Here is a 15,097-nt window from a genome sequence, read left to right on the forward strand (position 1 = left end):
ATAATTCAGGGAGCACTACGCATGAAAGTATCAACATCACTTTTTGTAGCAATGACAATTATCGCAATCTCCGCTGCAGGTTCGGCGCTGGCCGGACCCGCAGTTACAGTGACATTCAAGAACGTTGGGGACACCGACGCGATTTACAGGATTGGAACAAGCAACGAAGCTTCTACCCATAATAATGCAACTCCAAAACCTGTTGCTTTAGTCAGGAGTGGGGAGACTGACACTTATGTTGTGCAAAGCAATGTTTCTCCAGATGGCAATTACGCTAACTTGCGCTACATGATGGGCGGTAAAACTTGTACTTTTATCGCGACTTTTGTCGCTATGTCAGGACCACAGGGCTCGAAAATTCCTAAGTGGAACAATAGAGCCACCGCTGGTGGTGGAGCAACCTGCACGGCGAAGTCTACTTCGATGAACGCAACAACTTACGCGTGGTCAGTTGAATTTACGATGAAGTGATACCTGATCGGGCCGTGCGGAGAGTTTTCTGCACGGCCCTACCTTGATAGAAGGACTTCAATCGTGTTGTGCGCCAAAAAATGCAGCTTTTAAGCTGCCAATAATAAGTCTGCCAAAGATATTTCCATGAAAACTTCATGTTAAGGAGAGCCTCATAATGGTGACTTCAGTAAGCTCGACTCTGCTCACTAATAACCAGACGGCCAGTATCTCTACCCCCTCAACTCAATCTGTCGCAACAGCGAGTGCCAGTGCCGCAACTCGTGTCACAGAAAATTCTGGAGGCACTGGCAGGCTTTCATTGCTTGCTCAGCAGTTAAGCGAAAGTGCAACACGTGCCGAAGCTCGCGATGCAAGTCTGAGCAGGAGGGCGCTCGGCGCGAAGGCTACCGAGTTGCTCAGCCAGGTTGCGGGGGACAGCTACTTTGCCAACAAGGCCAATAATGACGCTGAGGTTCCGAATACAGATAACCCTGAGCTTCTGGCTCGCGCCAGGAAAGCCACACAGTTCGAAAACGGGAGTGGATCAAATCCTTTTGCTGGCCTGTCACGAGATCAGCTTGCGCTGATTACCTATGATGAGAGTGGAACGTTCACGGTCAATGAAAGAAGAGCGGCGTGGAGTGAAGCGTTTCACCAAGAGTCAGCGTGGCGTCAAATGGTCGTAGCCATGGCGACGGCTGAATACAATGGCACAGGAAAACTCACCCACTTTTTCACTGCGGTACTGGATCACTATAAAACGTTGCCCGGCATCGAGCAGGCGCAGTACCCAGAGAGTTACGCAACTCAACTGCAAGGATGGATAGACCGCGACTTCAACTATTGGACACACACGGTTGAAGGCCACGGTAGCCCACAGAAAATACTCGATCTAATTTTTGATAAAAGTGCCTTTAGTGAGAGTGAATCAGTTATCCCAGCCCCAAAATTGACTGATTCACCCTCCAGACTCTCTATGCCTTCGTGAACAAGCGCAGCGTAGCCCGGCTGCTCCCCCACATAAGATCGAGTGTGGGAACAGCCGGTATTGAGTCTGATGAGCCGTTCGACGCTCGCGTAACCCGCAGGAGCAGGGGGCCGCCCAGTTCTTGCCTGCGGTGCTTTAGCCCTGGCTGAACTGCGAGGCCAGTTCGCGTAGCAGGGCTTCGGCTTCCAGGACTTTGCTGACGACGTCATCGGCTTTGGTGCGGGTCAGGCCCAGGCGGTCGAGCAGGGCGTCGGGGATTTCTTCATCGGGGCCGGAGCCGATCCCGCGACTGCGCAGCAAGCGTATGGCCAGGCAGACCAGGTTCGGGTACTCAGCGTAGTCGCCGTCGTAGCCTGGGTCGTGCTGGAAGCGCAGGGCGGTGGACAGTTCTTCCGGCATGTCCCAATGGCGCATCAACCAGGCGCCGATCTGCTCGCGGCTGATGCCCAGCAGGTGCTGCTCGACATAGCTGTGGCACAGGTGCGGGTTGACCTCCAGATGGCGGCAGATCAGCGAGAAGTGCGGCGGGAAGACGTGGGCCAGCAGCAGATAGCCAAAGTTGTGCAGCAGGCCTGCGAGGTAGGTCAGGCCAGCCTCCGGGCGCTGGGCGCGGGGCATGGCGCGGGTCAGGCCTTCGATGACTGCCGCGGTGTAGATCGACTGCTGCCAGTACGGCGTGGTGTGTTGCGGATGGTCTTTGGGCAGGCTCAGGGTTTTGCCCAGCGCCAGGCCCAGCGCCAGGTTGATCACCAGATCGAAACCGAGCACGCGGACGATCGCGTCTTCCACGGAGCGAATCTTGCCCGGCGAGGCGTAGTACGGCGACGCCGCCCAGCTCACCACTTGCGCGGCCAGGGCCGGATCGGTTTCCACCACCCCGGTGATGTCGTCGATGGTGGCGTTGGGGTCGACCCGCAGTTTGATGATTTTCTGCGCGGTCTCGGCCAGTGGTGGAATCTCGATGGTCTCTTCCAGCCGTTGCTGAATACGCCGGGCAGTGAAGGCTTGCACCGCCTGGGTGATTTCCTCGCGGTCATCGTGGGGGCGGTCGAGGTTCGGACGGATCGTGTTCAGGGCTTCGCCGAAGTTCGCGGCGCTGGCCTTGTTGAGCATGCTTTTGAAGGCTTCGCTGGAGACTTCCAGCAGCAGGCCCGGCTCGCCCGAGTTGATCAGCAGGCTCGGTTCGCGCAGCAGGCTTTCTTCATAGAGGCAGGGGGAGCTGGTGAGCGCTGGCAGACCGGGCAGCAGGCTCAGGTTGTGTTTGCCGAGCATGCGCTCCAGGCGATCCAGAGGCACCGCGGTCAGGCGTCGGCCGGTCAGTTCGGCGAGGCGGTTGAGGTCCAGAAGTTGACTCTGCGCGAACAGCACCATGAGTGTGCCGACGGCGTCGTCCAGCAGAACGGCCTGAACCTTGCGCGCGGCGCGAAGGCCGGGGTGGTCAAGCACTTCGTTATAGCTGATAGCCAGCTTGCCGAGCAGCAGCCGAATAACGGACGGCGCGTGCGGAGCTTCGGTAGCAAGGGCAACTTCGGTCATGGCCTGTATCCGTTTTTTTACAATTTCGCCAGTATAACCAGCTTGGTTCGGGTGATCGCCCATTAACTGAAACACTGCTCACACTTGGCCGTATTGCTGCCCATGACGCAGCCAGCGCTCCAGCAGCGGGCTCACGTGTTGCGGCCAGCGCTCAAGCAAGGCTTGGGCGGCATCGCGCACGGCGGGCAGAAGATCGGCGTCGCGCATCAGGTCGGCGACCTTGAATTGCAGCAGGCCGGTTTGCCGGGTGCCGAGCATCTCGCCGGGGCCACGCAGTTCGAGGTCTTTTTCGGCGATGATGAAGCCGTCGTTGGTCTCGCGCATGATACCCAGGCGCTGACGGCCGATCTGTGACAATGGCGGATGGTAGAGCAGCACACAGTGACTGGCGGCGCTGCCCCGGCCAACCCGGCCGCGCAATTGGTGCAGTTGCGCAAGACCCAGACGTTCGGGGTTTTCGATGATCATCAAGCTGGCATTGGGCACGTCGACGCCGACTTCGATCACCGTGGTCGCCACCAGCAGTTGCAGGGCGCTGGCCTTGAACTCGGCCATGACCGCAGCCTTCTCGGCAGGCTTCATTCGCCCGTGAATCAGTCCGACCCGCAGTTCGCCCAAGGCGCTGGTCAGGTCTTCGTAGGTGGTTTCGGCGGCCTGGCACGTGAGCTCTTCGGACTCTTCGATCAGCGTACATACCCAATAGGCCTGGCGACCTTCAGCGCAGGCGGCGCGCACGCGTTCGATGACTTCGATGCGCCGCGTATCCGTGATCAGCACGGTGTTCACCGGGGTCCGGCCAGGCGGCAGTTCGTCGAGGATCGAGGTGTCGAGATCCGCGTAGGCACTCATGGCCAGCGTGCGCGGAATCGGCGTGGCGGTCATGATCAGCTGGTGTGGACACATCCGCCCGCCCACGCCTTTCTGACGCAGGGCCAGACGCTGCTGCACACCAAAGCGGTGCTGTTCGTCGATGATCACCAGTGCGAGGTTCTTGAACTGCACTTCGTCCTGGAACAGCGCATGGGTACCAACCACCATCGGCGCGCCGTTGGCGATCTGCTCCAGCGCCGCTACGCGGTTTTTGCCTTTGAGCTTGCCGGCCAGCCAGGCGGTTTCGATTCCCAGGGGGTCGAGCCAGCGCTTGAAGTTGATGAAATGTTGTTCGGCAAGAATCTCGGTGGGTGCCATCAATGCAACCTGATAGCCCGCCTCCAGTGCCTGCAAGGCGGCGAGGGCGGCGACCACGGTCTTGCCGGCGCCAACATCACCCTGAATCAGCCGCAGCATCGGCTCGCGCTGACTGAGGTCGTAGGCGATTTCATTGCCGACCCGTTGCTGCGCGCCCGTGGGCGAGAAGCCCAGGTTGGCCAGGTATTTCGCCGGCAACTCTTTGGCTTTCGGCAAGGCTGGCGCACGCTGGGAGCGCAGGCTCTCACGCAGGCGTTGCTGAGACAGTTGATGGGTCAGCAGCTCTTCGAACGCCAGCCGGTGTTGCGCCCAGTGATGACCTAGGGCGAGTTCGTCGACGTCGGCATCCGCCGGTGGGTGGTGCAGGTAGCGAATCGCGTCGTCCAGCGGGGCCAGCTGATAGTCCCGCGCCAGATCTTCCGGCAGCCAGTCGGGTAGGCTGCTCGGGCCGAGCAGGGCCAGGCTTTGCTGGCACAGTTGACGCAAACGTTGCTGGGTCAGGCCTTCGGTGAGCGGGTAGATCGGCGTCAGGGTTTGATCCACCGGCGGTGGTTCGTCGCCGTTGATGGCGCGGTATTCCGGGTGATAAATCTCCAGCCCCGACGCGCCGGGCCGGGCCTCGCCATAACAGCGCACGCGGGTGCCGCGTTTGAGGCCTTCTTTTTGTGCGTTGCTGAAATGGTAGAAGCGCAAGCTCAGCCCGCCGGTGCCATCCTGAAGGCGCACCAGCAAGCTGCGGCGCTTGCCCATGACCACGTCGGCACCGCTGACGGTACCTTCGATCACGGCATCCTGCCCAGGTCGCAGTTGGCCGATCGGTACTACGCGGGTGCGGTCCTGATAACGCAGCGGCAGGTGAAACAGGACGTCCTGGAGATTCTCCAGGCCGACCTTGGCCAGTTTCTCGGCCATTGCTTCACCGACGCCCTTGAGCGCCGTGACCGGCACCTTCGACAGCTCAGTCATCGCGGTGTCTTAGCTCGCCGCTGGCGGCTTGGCCACCGAGCACAGGCGGATCGAGTCAGCGAGGATTTCAATCGCTTTTGGCCGTGGGAAGCTGGCGCGCCAGGCAATCGCCACCGTACGGAACGGCACGGGTGGCGTCATCGGACGGACTTCGATCACGCCAGGGGCGTAGTGATGGCTGTTCACCGCCGAGAGCGGCAGGATCGAGATACCCAGGCCGGAAGCGACCATGTGCCGAATGGTTTCCAGGGAGCTGGATTCAACCGTGGTGTGCTTGGTGCCGTCGGTGCCCTTGCCCAAAGTCGGGCAGGCCTCGAGTACCTGATCGCGGAAGCAGTGCCCTTCGCCGAGCAGCAGCAGGCTCTTGTCGTTGAGCATGTTGGCGTCGATGGTTTTCTTTTGGATCCATGGGTGCGCGCTGGGCATCAGTACGTAGAACGGCTCATCGTAGAGCTGCAGGGTCAGTACGTCAGCCTCGTTGAACGGCAGGGCGATGATGATCGCGTCCAGCTCGCCATTGCGCAGTTTGTCGCGCAGTACATGGGTGAAGTTTTCTTCGATGTACAACGGCATCTGCGGGGCGACCCGGTGCAGTTGTGGAATCAGGTGCGGGAACAGGTACGGACCGACCGTGTAGATCGCGCCGACTTTCAGCGGAGCGGTCAGCTGGTTTTTACCGGCCTGGGCCAGCTCACGAATACCTTGGGCTTGCTCAAGAACCTTCTGGGCCTGGGCGACGATGCCCTCGCCGACAGGCGTCAGGCGCACCGCGCTTTTGCTGCGCTCGAAAATCAGCACACCGAGTTCGTCTTCAAGCTTCTTCACGCCTACCGACAAGGTCGGCTGACTGACATGGCAACGCTCGGCCGCGTGGCCGAAGTGCTGCTCTTGGGCGAGGGTAACGATGTAGCGTAATTCTGTGAGAGTCATAGCGGGCGTCCATGAGGTTGCGAGCCAAGCATACCGGCTGCAATCGATAGACGCACGTTATCAGACTGAGGGCGGAGAGCGACACAGGGCAATGCATGTTTGCCGGTGTCGGAAATGCAAAAGGCACCTTTCGGTGCCTTTTGGGGGAGTGCCAGCCAGCGAAGGACATTGGCGAACGTCGCACCTGTGGCGAGGGGGCTTGCCCCCTCGCCACAGGTTTTGTGTCCGGCATTCGCGCCAACCGAAGTCAGCGGCGACGTTTTTCGATGTTGTAAACGAATGGCGCAACGATTTCGATCGAGCCGTTGGTCAGCATTTCGGCTGGCGGTTTAGGCAGCGGCTGGGCGCGGCGAATCATTTCCAGTGTCGCCCGATCGAGATCGGCGTTGCCGGAGAGACCGGCCAGTTCGAACGACAGCACATTACCTTCGGCGTCGACCACGAAGCGCAAACGGTTCATCCCTTCCTTGCCGCGCGCTTGAGCTGCGGGCGGGTACTTCTTGTACTTTTGCAAGTGCGCCAACAGCGTGTTTTGCCAGCTGGCTTTGGCGGCATTCTGCGCCGCAGTAGGGCCGGGTGCCGGCTGCGCGGACTTGTCCGTCTGCGCAGGCGTGGGCGGCGTGTCGTCAGGTTTTTCCTCGGGAGGCTTTTCCTTTGGCGGCTCCGGTGTCTTCTCAGGCTTGGGCGGTTGCGGCTTTGGCTTGGGTTTGACCTGCTTGGGCACGGAGATGGTCGGCTTCGGCGCCTCCGCGAGTTTTGGCAACGGGAGTTCTTCCACCGGTGCAGGTGGTTGCGGCGGCGTCACGACTTTGGGCGGTGCCGGTGGAGGCGGTGCCGGAACCGGCGCCAGCTCGACCATCATTGCCATCGGCGGCAGTTCGACCGGCTGTGCCGACGACCAGTTGAGCGCGAGGAGAATCGCGACCGCGTGGACGCCCAGCACCACTGCCAGGCTACCGCTGTAACGCGTCAGCTTTTGGCGCGTCGTGATCATTTCTTGGCTGCCGTCTCAAGTCCGACCAGGCCGACTTTCAGGTAACCGGCTGCCCGCAAGGCATCCATCACACTCATCAAGTCGCCGTAGTCCACGCCTTTATCGGCCTGGAAGAAGATCGTCGTGTCCTTCTTGCCGTGAGTCTTGGCATCAAGGGTCGCGCCAAGGCTTTCAGCCTTCACTTGGTCTTCACCGAGGAACAGCCGTTGATCGGCCTTGACGCTGAGGAACACCGGCTTCTCTGGCCGCGGCGCCGGTTTGGCGGTCGAGGCGGGCAGGTCGACTTTAATGTCTACAGTCGCCAGCGGTGCTGCCACCATGAAGATGATCAGCAGCACCAGCATTACGTCGATAAACGGCGTGACGTTGATTTCGTGATTCTCGGCGAGATCGTCGTCAGCGCCTTCTTTTAAATGCAGGCCCATGGCTGATTACCCCACTTTCACCATGTGCGGTTGCGAGACGCGCTCGGGCGGCAGGTGGTCGAGGTCGCGGCTGACCAGCAGCAGGACTTCTGCCGAGGCATCGGAAACCTGCGCCTTGTAACCGGCGATGGAGCGGGCGAAGACGTTGTAGATCACCACCGCCGGGATCGCCGCAACCAGACCCAGTGCGGTCGCCAGCAAGGCTTCGGCAATGCCGGGAGCCACGACAGCGAGGTTGGTGGTCTGGGTCTTGGCGATGCCGATGAAGCTGTTCATGATGCCCCACACGGTACCGAACAGGCCGACGAAGGGCGCGGTGGAACCGATGGTTGCCAGTACGCCGGTGCCGCTGCTCATGTTGCGGCCGCATGCGGCAACCAGACGCTCGAGACGGAAGCTGACGCGTTCCTTGATGCCTTCTTTTTCACGGCTGTTGGCCGACAGGCGCATTTCTTCCAGAGCGTCGTGGACCAGCAGGTTGGCGAGGGTACCTTCCTTGGTGGCAGTCGAGCTGGCTTCTTTAAGGGTGGTGGCTTTTTTCAGGCTGGCGATTTCACCACGCAGACGACGCTTGGCGCCGAGCAGCTCAAAGCCCTTGGCGATCCAGATGGTCCAGGTGATGATCGAGGCGATGGCGAGACCGATCATCACGATTTTCACGATAATGTCGGCGTTCTGGTACATGCCCCAAGGCGACAGGTCGTGGGCCATGCCCAGGGTGTTATCGGCCTCGAGTACTTCAGGCTGATTTTGGAGAGGTGCGCCTTGAGCAGCCAGAGCCGGGTCGCTGACGACCGGGGTCGCGACTGCAGCGGCATGGTCAGCGCTGCCGTGAGCGGCAGGTCCGGTGGCAGGCACAGGCTCATCGGCGAACGCGGCGGTTGGTGCCAGCAGCAGGCTGAACAGCAGCGCTGCTACCATGCGCCAGGCGCGCGATGGGCTAGGAAGCGTGGTTGGCGAAGCGGGGAGTTGATTGCTTGTCATGCTGGCCGGACCTAAGAGGGAAAAAGAGTAAATGTCCTTCCAGGCCTCGCAGGGCCGAGAACAAATGGGCGGCAATTATCGCAATTAATTCTCGTTAACAAAAGTAATAGAGTATCTTTTTTTTCTTGGATTACCAGCCGCTCGTCCATTGCCGACGCTAGGCTGGGTCTTTCCGATAGGAGTTTTGTGATGTCCACCCCTTCTGTTTTGATCGCCGGCTGCGGTGATGTCGGCAGCCGTTTGGCCACCCAGCTACTGGCCGGGAACTGGTTGGTTCATGGGTTGCGACGGAACATTTCGCGCCTGCCAAGCGGTGTCGTGGGAGTGGCGGGTGATCTGTTCAGTGAGCAGTGTCCGGCCGCCTGGCCGACTGAAAAGCTGGATTACCTGGTGTATTGCGCCGCGGCCACCGAACACGATGAAGCCGGCTATCGCGCGGCCTATGTCGAAGGTTTGCAGCATGTATTGAGCTGGTTGAAGCAGCATGGTCAGCAGCCAAAGCGCCTGCTGTTTGTCTCCAGCAGCAGCGTGTATGGCCAGCAGGCGGGCGAATGGGTTGACGAAAGTTCGCCGACCGAAGCCGGCGGTTACTCCGGACGTTTGATGCTGGAAGCCGAGCAGGTGGCTTTGCACAGTGGCATACCGGCAAGCCTGGTGCGTCTGACGGGTATCTATGGTCCGGGCCGTGAGCGGCTGTTGACTCAAGTACGCCAGGGTTATCGTGTAGTCATCGATCCGCCGCTGTATGGCAACCGGATTCATGTCGACGATGCTGCCGGTCTGCTGGCGTTCCTGCTACAGGCGGATCGTCGAGGTGAGGCGCTGCAGGACTGCTACATCGGTGTCGACGATGCACCTGCGCCGCTCGCGGAAGTGGTCGACTGGTTACACGAGTATCTGGGTGTCACCGAATGGGCGGCCGACGCCAGTGTCCGTCGGGCCGGCAGCAAGCGGTGTAGCAACGCGCGGGCGCGGGCGCTGGGTTGGGTGCCGCGTTATCCAAGCTTTCGTGAAGGGTATACGGCGATTCTCGAGGGCAGTCGTTGACTCAACCTTCAAGGCAAAGAAAAAGGAGCCCATGGGCTCCTTTATTGCGGGGTCACTGTTTTTCCAGTAACCACTGCCGGTTACCAGGAGAGAGTGATGGTACTTCATCGGCTTGAGACGCATTGACCACCTGGAAGATCTCCAGTTGTTTGCCTTTGCGAGTAAAAATCCATGGGTTGCCCTGGCCGCCTTGCTGCAGCCAGATGTTGTCATGGCCGCCGCTCATGGACGCACAATCACCGGCCAGGCACAGCGCGTAACGATCAGTGCCTGGCAGGCCTTCAACCCGGCCATCGGCCTGGAACTGAACGGTGCTGCCTTCGCCCGGGCCGCTGACGACTTTCCAGCTGCCGCCCATATAAGCGGAGTACAGGGCTCGCTCGAAGCTGGCGCCAATCGGTGCGCCTTCGGGAACCGTGTCTTGCGCTCGATTGAAAACCTGTTCCGGTTCTGAGTCGTTTGCCACTTGCTGCAGCTGTTTGCCGTCGCGACTGAGTTCGCTGGAGGAGCCGCCATAGAAATCGATCTTCCAGGCGCCGGATTTCTCACCCAGCAGCTTGCCTTCGACATTCTCGAAACCGTTGGTAAATCTCGCCTGACCGGCTTTGGTATTGATGTCCCATTCCAGGTTTGGACCGTTGGCCTGGAGGGCTTCACGCAAGGGGCCGCCTTTGGCAGCAGCATCGATTGCTACCTGGTTGATCCAGGTGCCACTGATGTCGCGGTCGGCGGGATTGCTGGCACAGCCGCCGAGGAATATGGCGAGCAGCGAGAGGGCAAGCGCTTTGCGCATGACGGAATCCTTTCAAAACGGAATTGGCGCAGCGTGGCGGCTGCGCCAGGATATGTGCTGGCAGTTATTCGATGACCAGAATGGCATCCATCTCGACCTGCGAGCCTTTTGGCAGTGCGGCGACACCGATGGCGGCGCGGGCAGGGTAAGGTTGGTCGAAGTATTTGCCCATGATCTCGTTGACCTTGGCGAAGTGGCTCAGGTCGGTGAGGAAGATGTTCAGTTTGACGATGTCCTTGAACGAACCACCAGCGGCTTCAGCCACGGCCTTGAGGTTCTCGAAAACCTGAACGGTCTGGGCTTCGAAGCCTTCGACCAGCTCCATGGTTTTCGGGTCCAGAGGAATTTGACCGGACATGTAGACGGTGTTGCCAGCCTTGATCGCCTGGGAGTATGTACCGATGGCGGCAGGTGCCTTGTCGCTGGTGATAACAGTCTTGGTCATGTATGACTCCTTGTAATGGGCTGGTTACGCACGCATGCGGGTGATGCGGGTGACCCCGGTCAGGGCGCGCAGTTTCTTGATCACGCGGGCCAGATGCACACGGTCGTGCACGCTGACCACCAGTTGGACCACGCTGATGCGACCATCGCGTTCGTCCATGCTGATTTTTTCGATATTGCCATCGGCCGCGTTGACGCTGCTGGCCAGCAGGGCAATCAGGCCGCGCTGGTGTTCCAGCTCGACGCGCAGTTCGACGTTGAATTCGCCGGTGACATCCTTGGCCCAGGAGAGCTGGATGCATTTTTCCGGGTTATGGCGGATCTCGCTGATATTGCGGCAGTTGTCCAGGTGCACCACCATCCCTTTGCCTGCGGACAGATGGCCGACAATCGGGTCGCCAGGGATCGGTGTGCAGCACTTGGCGTAGCTGAGGACCAGACCTTCGGTGCCGCGAATCGCCAGCGGGCCTTCCGGGCTCGGCAGCTGTTCGCCTTCGCCGAGCAGGCGGCGGGCGACGACGTAGGCCATGCGATTGCCCAGGCCGATGTCTTCCAGCAGGTCTTCGATCACTTCAAGGCGGTATTCGTTGAGCATCACCTGGATGCGCTCGGCCGGAATTTTTTCCAGCGAGCTGTCGAAACCGTTGAGCACCTTGTTCAGCAGGCGTTCGCCGAGGCTGATGGACTCGGAGCGGCGTTGCAGTTTCAGGGCGTGACGAATGTGTGTGCGGGCTTTGCCGGTGACCACGAAGTTGAGCCAGGCCGGGTTTGGCCGGGCGCCCGGTGCGCTGACGATTTCCACGGTCGAGCCGCTTTGCAGTGGTTCGGACAGTGGCGCCAGGCGACGGTTGATCCGACAGGCAATGCAGCTGTTGCCAACGTCGGTGTGTACCGCGTAAGCGAAGTCGACTGCCGTGGAGCCTTTGGGCAGCTCCATGATCCGGCCTTTGGGCGTGAAGACATAGACCTCGTCCGGGAACAGGTCGATCTTCACGCTTTCGATGAATTCGAGAGAGTTGCCGGCGCGCTGCTGCATTTCCAGAACGCCCTTGACCCATTGGCGAGCACGGGCGTGAGTACCTTTCGGTTGCTCCTCGCCGCTGGATTTATACAGCCAATGGGCAGCAATGCCGTTATTGGCCATCTCTTCCATTTCGCGGGTGCGGATCTGGATCTCGATCGGTACGCCATGCATGCCGAACAGGGTGGTATGCAGCGACTGATAGCCGTTGGCTTTGGGGATCGCGATGTAATCCTTGAAACGCCCCGGCAGCGGCTTGTACAAATTATGTACAGCGCCGAGCACTCGATAGCAGGTATCGACCTTGTCGACGATGATGCGGAACGCATAGACGTCCATGATCTCGTTGAAGGCCCGACGCTTGCCGCGCATCTTCGTGTAGATGCCGTAGAGGTGTTTCTGCCGACCGCTGACCTCGCCCTGAATGCCGTCGATGGCCAGGCAGTGACTGAGGGACTCTTCGATCTTGTTGACGATTTCCTTGCGGTTGCCCCGGGCGCGTTTGACTGCCTGGTAGATCCGCGCGGAACGCATCGGGTGCATGGCCTTGAAGCCAAGGTCTTCGAACTCTATGCGGATGCTGTGCATGCCCAGGCGGTTGGCGATGGGCGCATAGATTTCCAGGGTTTCCTTGGCGATCCGCCGGCGTTTTTCGCCGGACAGCACTTCCAGGGTTCGCATGTTGTGCAGGCGGTCGGCCAGCTTGACCAGGATCACGCGAATATCGCGGGCCATGGCCATGGCCATTTTCTGGAAGTTTTCGGCCTGGGCTTCGGCTTTGGTCTCGAAGTTCATCTGGGTCAGTTTGCTGACCCCGTCGACCAGTTCGGCCACGGTTTCACCGAACTGCGCCGAGAGCGCTTCCTTGGCAATACCGGTGTCTTCGATCACGTCATGCAGCATGGCCGCCATCAGGCTTTGATGGTCCATATGCATGTCGGCAAGAATATTCGCGACCGCTAACGGGTGCGTGACGTAGGCTTCGCCACTGCGCCGGCGTTGGCCGTCGTGGGCTTGTTCGGCATAAAAGTACGCTCGGCGAACCAGGTTGACCTGGTCCGTGCCGAGATAGGTCGATAAGCGATCGGCGAGGGCGTCTATGCTCGGCATGATGACTCCTGCCGATGGCTGTGACCCCGCGCCGTGCTACGTCGACCAGGCATAGGCTTAGACGGCCTCGTTGGACTCGTCCTCGAACGCTGCGAACAGCGGTTCGTCTTCAACGATTTCAGCTTCAGCGATGACTTCATAGCTCATCAAACCTGCTGCGATTTCACGCAACGCCATTACGGTAGGTTTGTCGTTTTCCCAGGCCAGCTTTGGCTCTTTGCCACCGGTCGCCAATTGACGAGCACGTTTGGTAGAGAGCATGACCAGCTCAAAGCGGTTAGCCACGTGATCTAGGCAGTCTTCAACGGTTACGCGGGCCATGGTATTCCTCGTAGCAAATGCAATATGCGCGCTGCCCGGATGGGCGAGCGGACTCAACAGTTTAAAAAATCACCAGCGTTTAGGGAAGCGCTGATTTTCCGCCCAGCTCTCCAACGCGCTACAAGTGCCAATGTAAAGCCCTTGCAGCGTTTTTGGGAAGAGGTCTTTAGCCCAACAGTTCAGCGAGTAATTTACCGAAACGCTGTTGTTGAGGCTTTTGGCGCAGCTGATTGGCGCGGAAGATAGCTTTCAGATCGTCCAGTGCAGTGGCGAAGTCATCGTTAATGATCAGGAAGTCGTAATCGAGGTAATGGCTCATCTCGCTGACGGCTTCGCGCATCCGGCCTTCGATAATTTCGTCGCTGTCCTGGCCGCGATTGGTCAGGCGTTGGCGCAAGGCCTGCTGGGACGGCGGCAGAATGAAGATCGAGCGAGCCTGGGGCATCAACTTGCGCACTTGCTCGGCCCCTTGCCAGTCGATTTCCAGAATCAGGTCGTGACCTTCATCCAGGGTCTGCTGCAAATGGCTCTGCGAAGTGCCGTAGAGGTTGCCGAACACTTCGGCGCGCTCCAGGAAATCACCATGCTCGATCATCCGCACGAACTCGGCCCGGTCGACAAAGTTGTAGTTCACGCCGTCGACTTCACCGGGGCGCATGGCGCGGGTGGTGTGGGAAACCGAAACGCGAATTTGCGGCTGAGCGTCGATCAGGGCCTTGACCAGGCTGGTCTTGCCCGCGCCAGACGGGGCGGAAATGATGTAGAGGGTGCCGGTGCTGTGGGTCATGTCGGGGTAGCCTTACTCAATATTTTGCACTTGTTCGCGCATCTGCTCGATCAACACTTTGAGGTTGACCGCCGCTTGGGTGCTGCGCGGGTCGAAGGCTTTGGAGCCCAGTGTATTGGCTTCGCGGTTGAGCTCTTGCATCAGGAAGTCCAGGCGCCGACCGGCGGCACCACCGGATTTGAGCACGCGGCGAACTTCAATGATGTGGGTGCTCAGCCGGTCCAGTTCTTCGGCCACGTCGCTCTTTTGTGCGAGCATGACCATCTCCTGTTCCAGGCGCTGCGGATCCAGCTCGGCCTTCATGTCGGCGAAACGGTCCAGGACTCTCTGGCGCTGGGTCGCGAGCATTTGCGGGACCAGCTCACGCAGGGTCACAACGTCTTCTTCTATGGAGCTCAAGCGATCGTTGATCAGGCGGGCCAGCTCCGCGCCTTCGCGCTCGCGGCCGCTCTTGAGCTCTTTCAAGCCCTGGTTGAACAGCGTCAGGGCTTGCGCGTTCAGCGCTTGCGGGTCGGTCGCGTCGGCCACCAGTACGCCCGGCCAGGCCAGGACTTCCAGCGGGTTCAAGGCCGCGGGGTGTTTGATCAGGCTGGCCACGGTCTCGGCTGCAGCCACCAATTGTGCGGCGCGCTCACGATCAACCTGTAAAGGCTTGCCGGTGGTTTCTTCGGTGAAGCGCAGGGTGCATTCGAGTTTGCCGCGGGACAAGCCCTGGCGCAGCGCTTCGCGCACAGCACCTTCGAGGTCGCGAAAAGACTCCGGCAGACGCAGGTGCGGCTCCAGGTAGCGGCTGTTGACCGAGCGCAACTCCCAGCTCAGCGTGCCCTGAATGCCGGCTTTTTCGACGCGGGCGAAGGCGGTCATGCTATGCACCATGGAGGTACCTCGCGATTCGGGCCTGCTACAAACCCCGATGGGTTCAGCGGGCCTGATTGATAAATTAAAGCCGACAGGCTGCAAAGGCGCAGGATTGTAACGCAGTGCAGCGAATGCTCCCAAATTGCGCGTGTGACAAAGGGCTGCAAGCCGTCGCCGTCCGGCGCCAGGCCCTTGTCCAGAGCCTTCGGTCGCGGCGCAGGTTTTTTAGAAGTGCCCACTCGGCGCTCCGGG

The 15,097-nt window shown here is 60.0% G+C and carries 15 protein-coding genes; 3 read left to right on the top strand and 12 right to left on the bottom strand.

The genetic code is table 11. The features are described from left to right. Positions 1–21: 21 nt before the first annotated feature. A complete protein-coding gene (locus AC07W5_RS01320; RefSeq protein ID WP_494990913.1) occupies positions 22–471 on the top strand; it encodes a hypothetical protein in 450 nt (149 codons plus the stop codon). A gap of 157 nt (positions 472–628) precedes the next feature. Next, on the top strand, positions 629–1,441 hold the full coding sequence (locus AC07W5_RS01325) for a hypothetical protein (protein ID WP_495022658.1): 813 nt from the start codon (positions 629–631) through the stop codon (positions 1,439–1,441). A 135-nt stretch (positions 1,442–1,576) separates the two neighbouring features. Here AC07W5_RS01325 and AC07W5_RS01330 read toward each other — a convergent pair whose 3' ends face one another. The 6 genes from AC07W5_RS01330 to exbB form a co-directional block, all read right to left on the bottom strand. Then, positions 1,577–2,977, bottom strand: a complete 1,401-nt coding sequence (locus AC07W5_RS01330; protein ID WP_494990911.1) for an aminoacyl-tRNA deacylase and HDOD domain-containing protein — start codon at positions 2,975–2,977, stop codon at positions 1,577–1,579. 78 nt (positions 2,978–3,055) lie between these two features. Continuing rightward, complete coding sequence (recG, locus tag AC07W5_RS01335) at positions 3,056–5,131, bottom strand: ATP-dependent DNA helicase RecG (RefSeq protein WP_495010440.1); 2,076 nt, start codon at positions 5,129–5,131, stop codon at positions 3,056–3,058. 9 nt (positions 5,132–5,140) lie between these two features. Then, the gene (locus tag AC07W5_RS01340) at positions 5,141–6,061 is read right to left on the bottom strand and encodes a hydrogen peroxide-inducible genes activator (RefSeq protein ID WP_495010439.1); all 921 of its coding nucleotides are present in this window, start codon (positions 6,059–6,061) and stop codon (positions 5,141–5,143) included. A 247-nt stretch (positions 6,062–6,308) separates the two neighbouring features. Next, on the bottom strand, positions 6,309–7,055 hold the full coding sequence (locus tag AC07W5_RS01345) for a TonB family protein (protein ID WP_494990908.1): 747 nt from the start codon (positions 7,053–7,055) through the stop codon (positions 6,309–6,311). After that, positions 7,052–7,480, bottom strand: coding sequence for a TonB system transport protein ExbD (exbD, locus tag AC07W5_RS01350; RefSeq protein ID WP_494990907.1), 429 nt, complete (start codon positions 7,478–7,480; stop codon positions 7,052–7,054). The genes AC07W5_RS01345 and exbD overlap by 4 nt, the downstream gene beginning before the upstream one ends. Before the next feature lie 6 nt (positions 7,481–7,486). Further along, on the bottom strand, positions 7,487–8,464 hold the full coding sequence (gene exbB, locus AC07W5_RS01355; RefSeq protein ID WP_494990906.1) for a tonB-system energizer ExbB: 978 nt from the start codon (positions 8,462–8,464) through the stop codon (positions 7,487–7,489). Positions 8,465–8,653: 189 nt separating this feature from the next. On the opposite strand from exbB, the gene AC07W5_RS01360 reads away from it, so the two are divergent. Further along, a complete protein-coding gene (locus tag AC07W5_RS01360) occupies positions 8,654–9,511 on the top strand; it encodes an SDR family oxidoreductase (RefSeq protein WP_495022659.1) in 858 nt (285 codons plus the stop codon). Positions 9,512–9,563: 52 nt separating this feature from the next. On the opposite strand, the gene AC07W5_RS01365 is transcribed toward AC07W5_RS01360, so the two are convergent. The 6 genes from AC07W5_RS01365 to AC07W5_RS01390 all read right to left on the bottom strand — a co-directional run bounded on the left by AC07W5_RS01365 (position 9,564) and on the right by AC07W5_RS01390 (position 14,863). Further along, the gene (locus AC07W5_RS01365; RefSeq protein ID WP_495022660.1) at positions 9,564–10,304 is read right to left on the bottom strand and encodes a putative periplasmic lipoprotein; all 741 of its coding nucleotides are present in this window, start codon (positions 10,302–10,304) and stop codon (positions 9,564–9,566) included. 64 nt (positions 10,305–10,368) lie between these two features. Continuing rightward, positions 10,369–10,749 carry a RidA family protein gene (locus AC07W5_RS01370; protein ID WP_003229509.1) on the bottom strand — a complete coding sequence of 127 codons (381 nt, stop codon included), beginning with the start codon at positions 10,747–10,749 and terminating at the stop codon, positions 10,369–10,371. Positions 10,750–10,773: 24 nt separating this feature from the next. Next, positions 10,774–12,879: a bifunctional GTP diphosphokinase/guanosine-3',5'-bis pyrophosphate 3'-pyrophosphohydrolase gene (gene spoT, locus AC07W5_RS01375; RefSeq protein WP_495022661.1), complete on the bottom strand. Its 2,106-nt coding sequence runs from the start codon at positions 12,877–12,879 to the stop codon at positions 10,774–10,776. A gap of 57 nt (positions 12,880–12,936) precedes the next feature. Continuing rightward, a complete protein-coding gene (gene rpoZ / locus AC07W5_RS01380; RefSeq protein ID WP_150640823.1) occupies positions 12,937–13,200 on the bottom strand; it encodes a DNA-directed RNA polymerase subunit omega in 264 nt (87 codons plus the stop codon). Positions 13,201–13,366: 166 nt separating this feature from the next. Further along, a complete protein-coding gene (gene gmk / locus AC07W5_RS01385) occupies positions 13,367–13,987 on the bottom strand; it encodes a guanylate kinase (RefSeq protein WP_494990902.1) in 621 nt (206 codons plus the stop codon). Positions 13,988–13,999: 12 nt separating this feature from the next. Continuing rightward, positions 14,000–14,863 carry a YicC/YloC family endoribonuclease gene (locus tag AC07W5_RS01390; RefSeq protein ID WP_494990901.1) on the bottom strand — a complete coding sequence of 288 codons (864 nt, stop codon included), beginning with the start codon at positions 14,861–14,863 and terminating at the stop codon, positions 14,000–14,002. Positions 14,864–15,097: the final 234 nt, after the last annotated feature.

The organism is Pseudomonas sp. GW821-FHT01E05, from assembly GCF_059422425.1.

Coding starts and splice junctions, on each gene's coding strand:
- AC07W5_RS01360 (WP_495022659.1), top strand. CDS start 8,654: ATGTCCACCCCTTCTGTTTTGATCGCCGGCTGCGGTGATGTCGGCAGC.
- AC07W5_RS01325 (WP_495022658.1), top strand. CDS start 629: ATGGTGACTTCAGTAAGCTCGACTCTGCTCACTAATAACCAGACGGCC.
- AC07W5_RS01320 (WP_494990913.1), top strand. CDS start 22: ATGAAAGTATCAACATCACTTTTTGTAGCAATGACAATTATCGCAATC.
- spoT (WP_495022661.1), bottom strand. CDS start 12,879: ATGCCGAGCATAGACGCCCTCGCCGATCGCTTATCGACCTATCTCGGC.
- recG (WP_495010440.1), bottom strand. CDS start 5,131: ATGACTGAGCTGTCGAAGGTGCCGGTCACGGCGCTCAAGGGCGTCGGT.
- AC07W5_RS01370 (WP_003229509.1), bottom strand. CDS start 10,749: ATGACCAAGACTGTTATCACCAGCGACAAGGCACCTGCCGCCATCGGT.
- AC07W5_RS01390 (WP_494990901.1), bottom strand. CDS start 14,863: ATGGTGCATAGCATGACCGCCTTCGCCCGCGTCGAAAAAGCCGGCATT.
- exbD (WP_494990907.1), bottom strand. CDS start 7,480: ATGGGCCTGCATTTAAAAGAAGGCGCTGACGACGATCTCGCCGAGAAT.
- AC07W5_RS01365 (WP_495022660.1), bottom strand. CDS start 10,304: ATGCGCAAAGCGCTTGCCCTCTCGCTGCTCGCCATATTCCTCGGCGGC.
- exbB (WP_494990906.1), bottom strand. CDS start 8,464: ATGACAAGCAATCAACTCCCCGCTTCGCCAACCACGCTTCCTAGCCCA.
- rpoZ (WP_150640823.1), bottom strand. CDS start 13,200: ATGGCCCGCGTAACCGTTGAAGACTGCCTAGATCACGTGGCTAACCGC.
- gmk (WP_494990902.1), bottom strand. CDS start 13,987: ATGACCCACAGCACCGGCACCCTCTACATCATTTCCGCCCCGTCTGGC.
- AC07W5_RS01330 (WP_494990911.1), bottom strand. CDS start 2,977: ATGACCGAAGTTGCCCTTGCTACCGAAGCTCCGCACGCGCCGTCCGTT.
- AC07W5_RS01340 (WP_495010439.1), bottom strand. CDS start 6,061: ATGACTCTCACAGAATTACGCTACATCGTTACCCTCGCCCAAGAGCAG.
- AC07W5_RS01345 (WP_494990908.1), bottom strand. CDS start 7,055: ATGATCACGACGCGCCAAAAGCTGACGCGTTACAGCGGTAGCCTGGCA.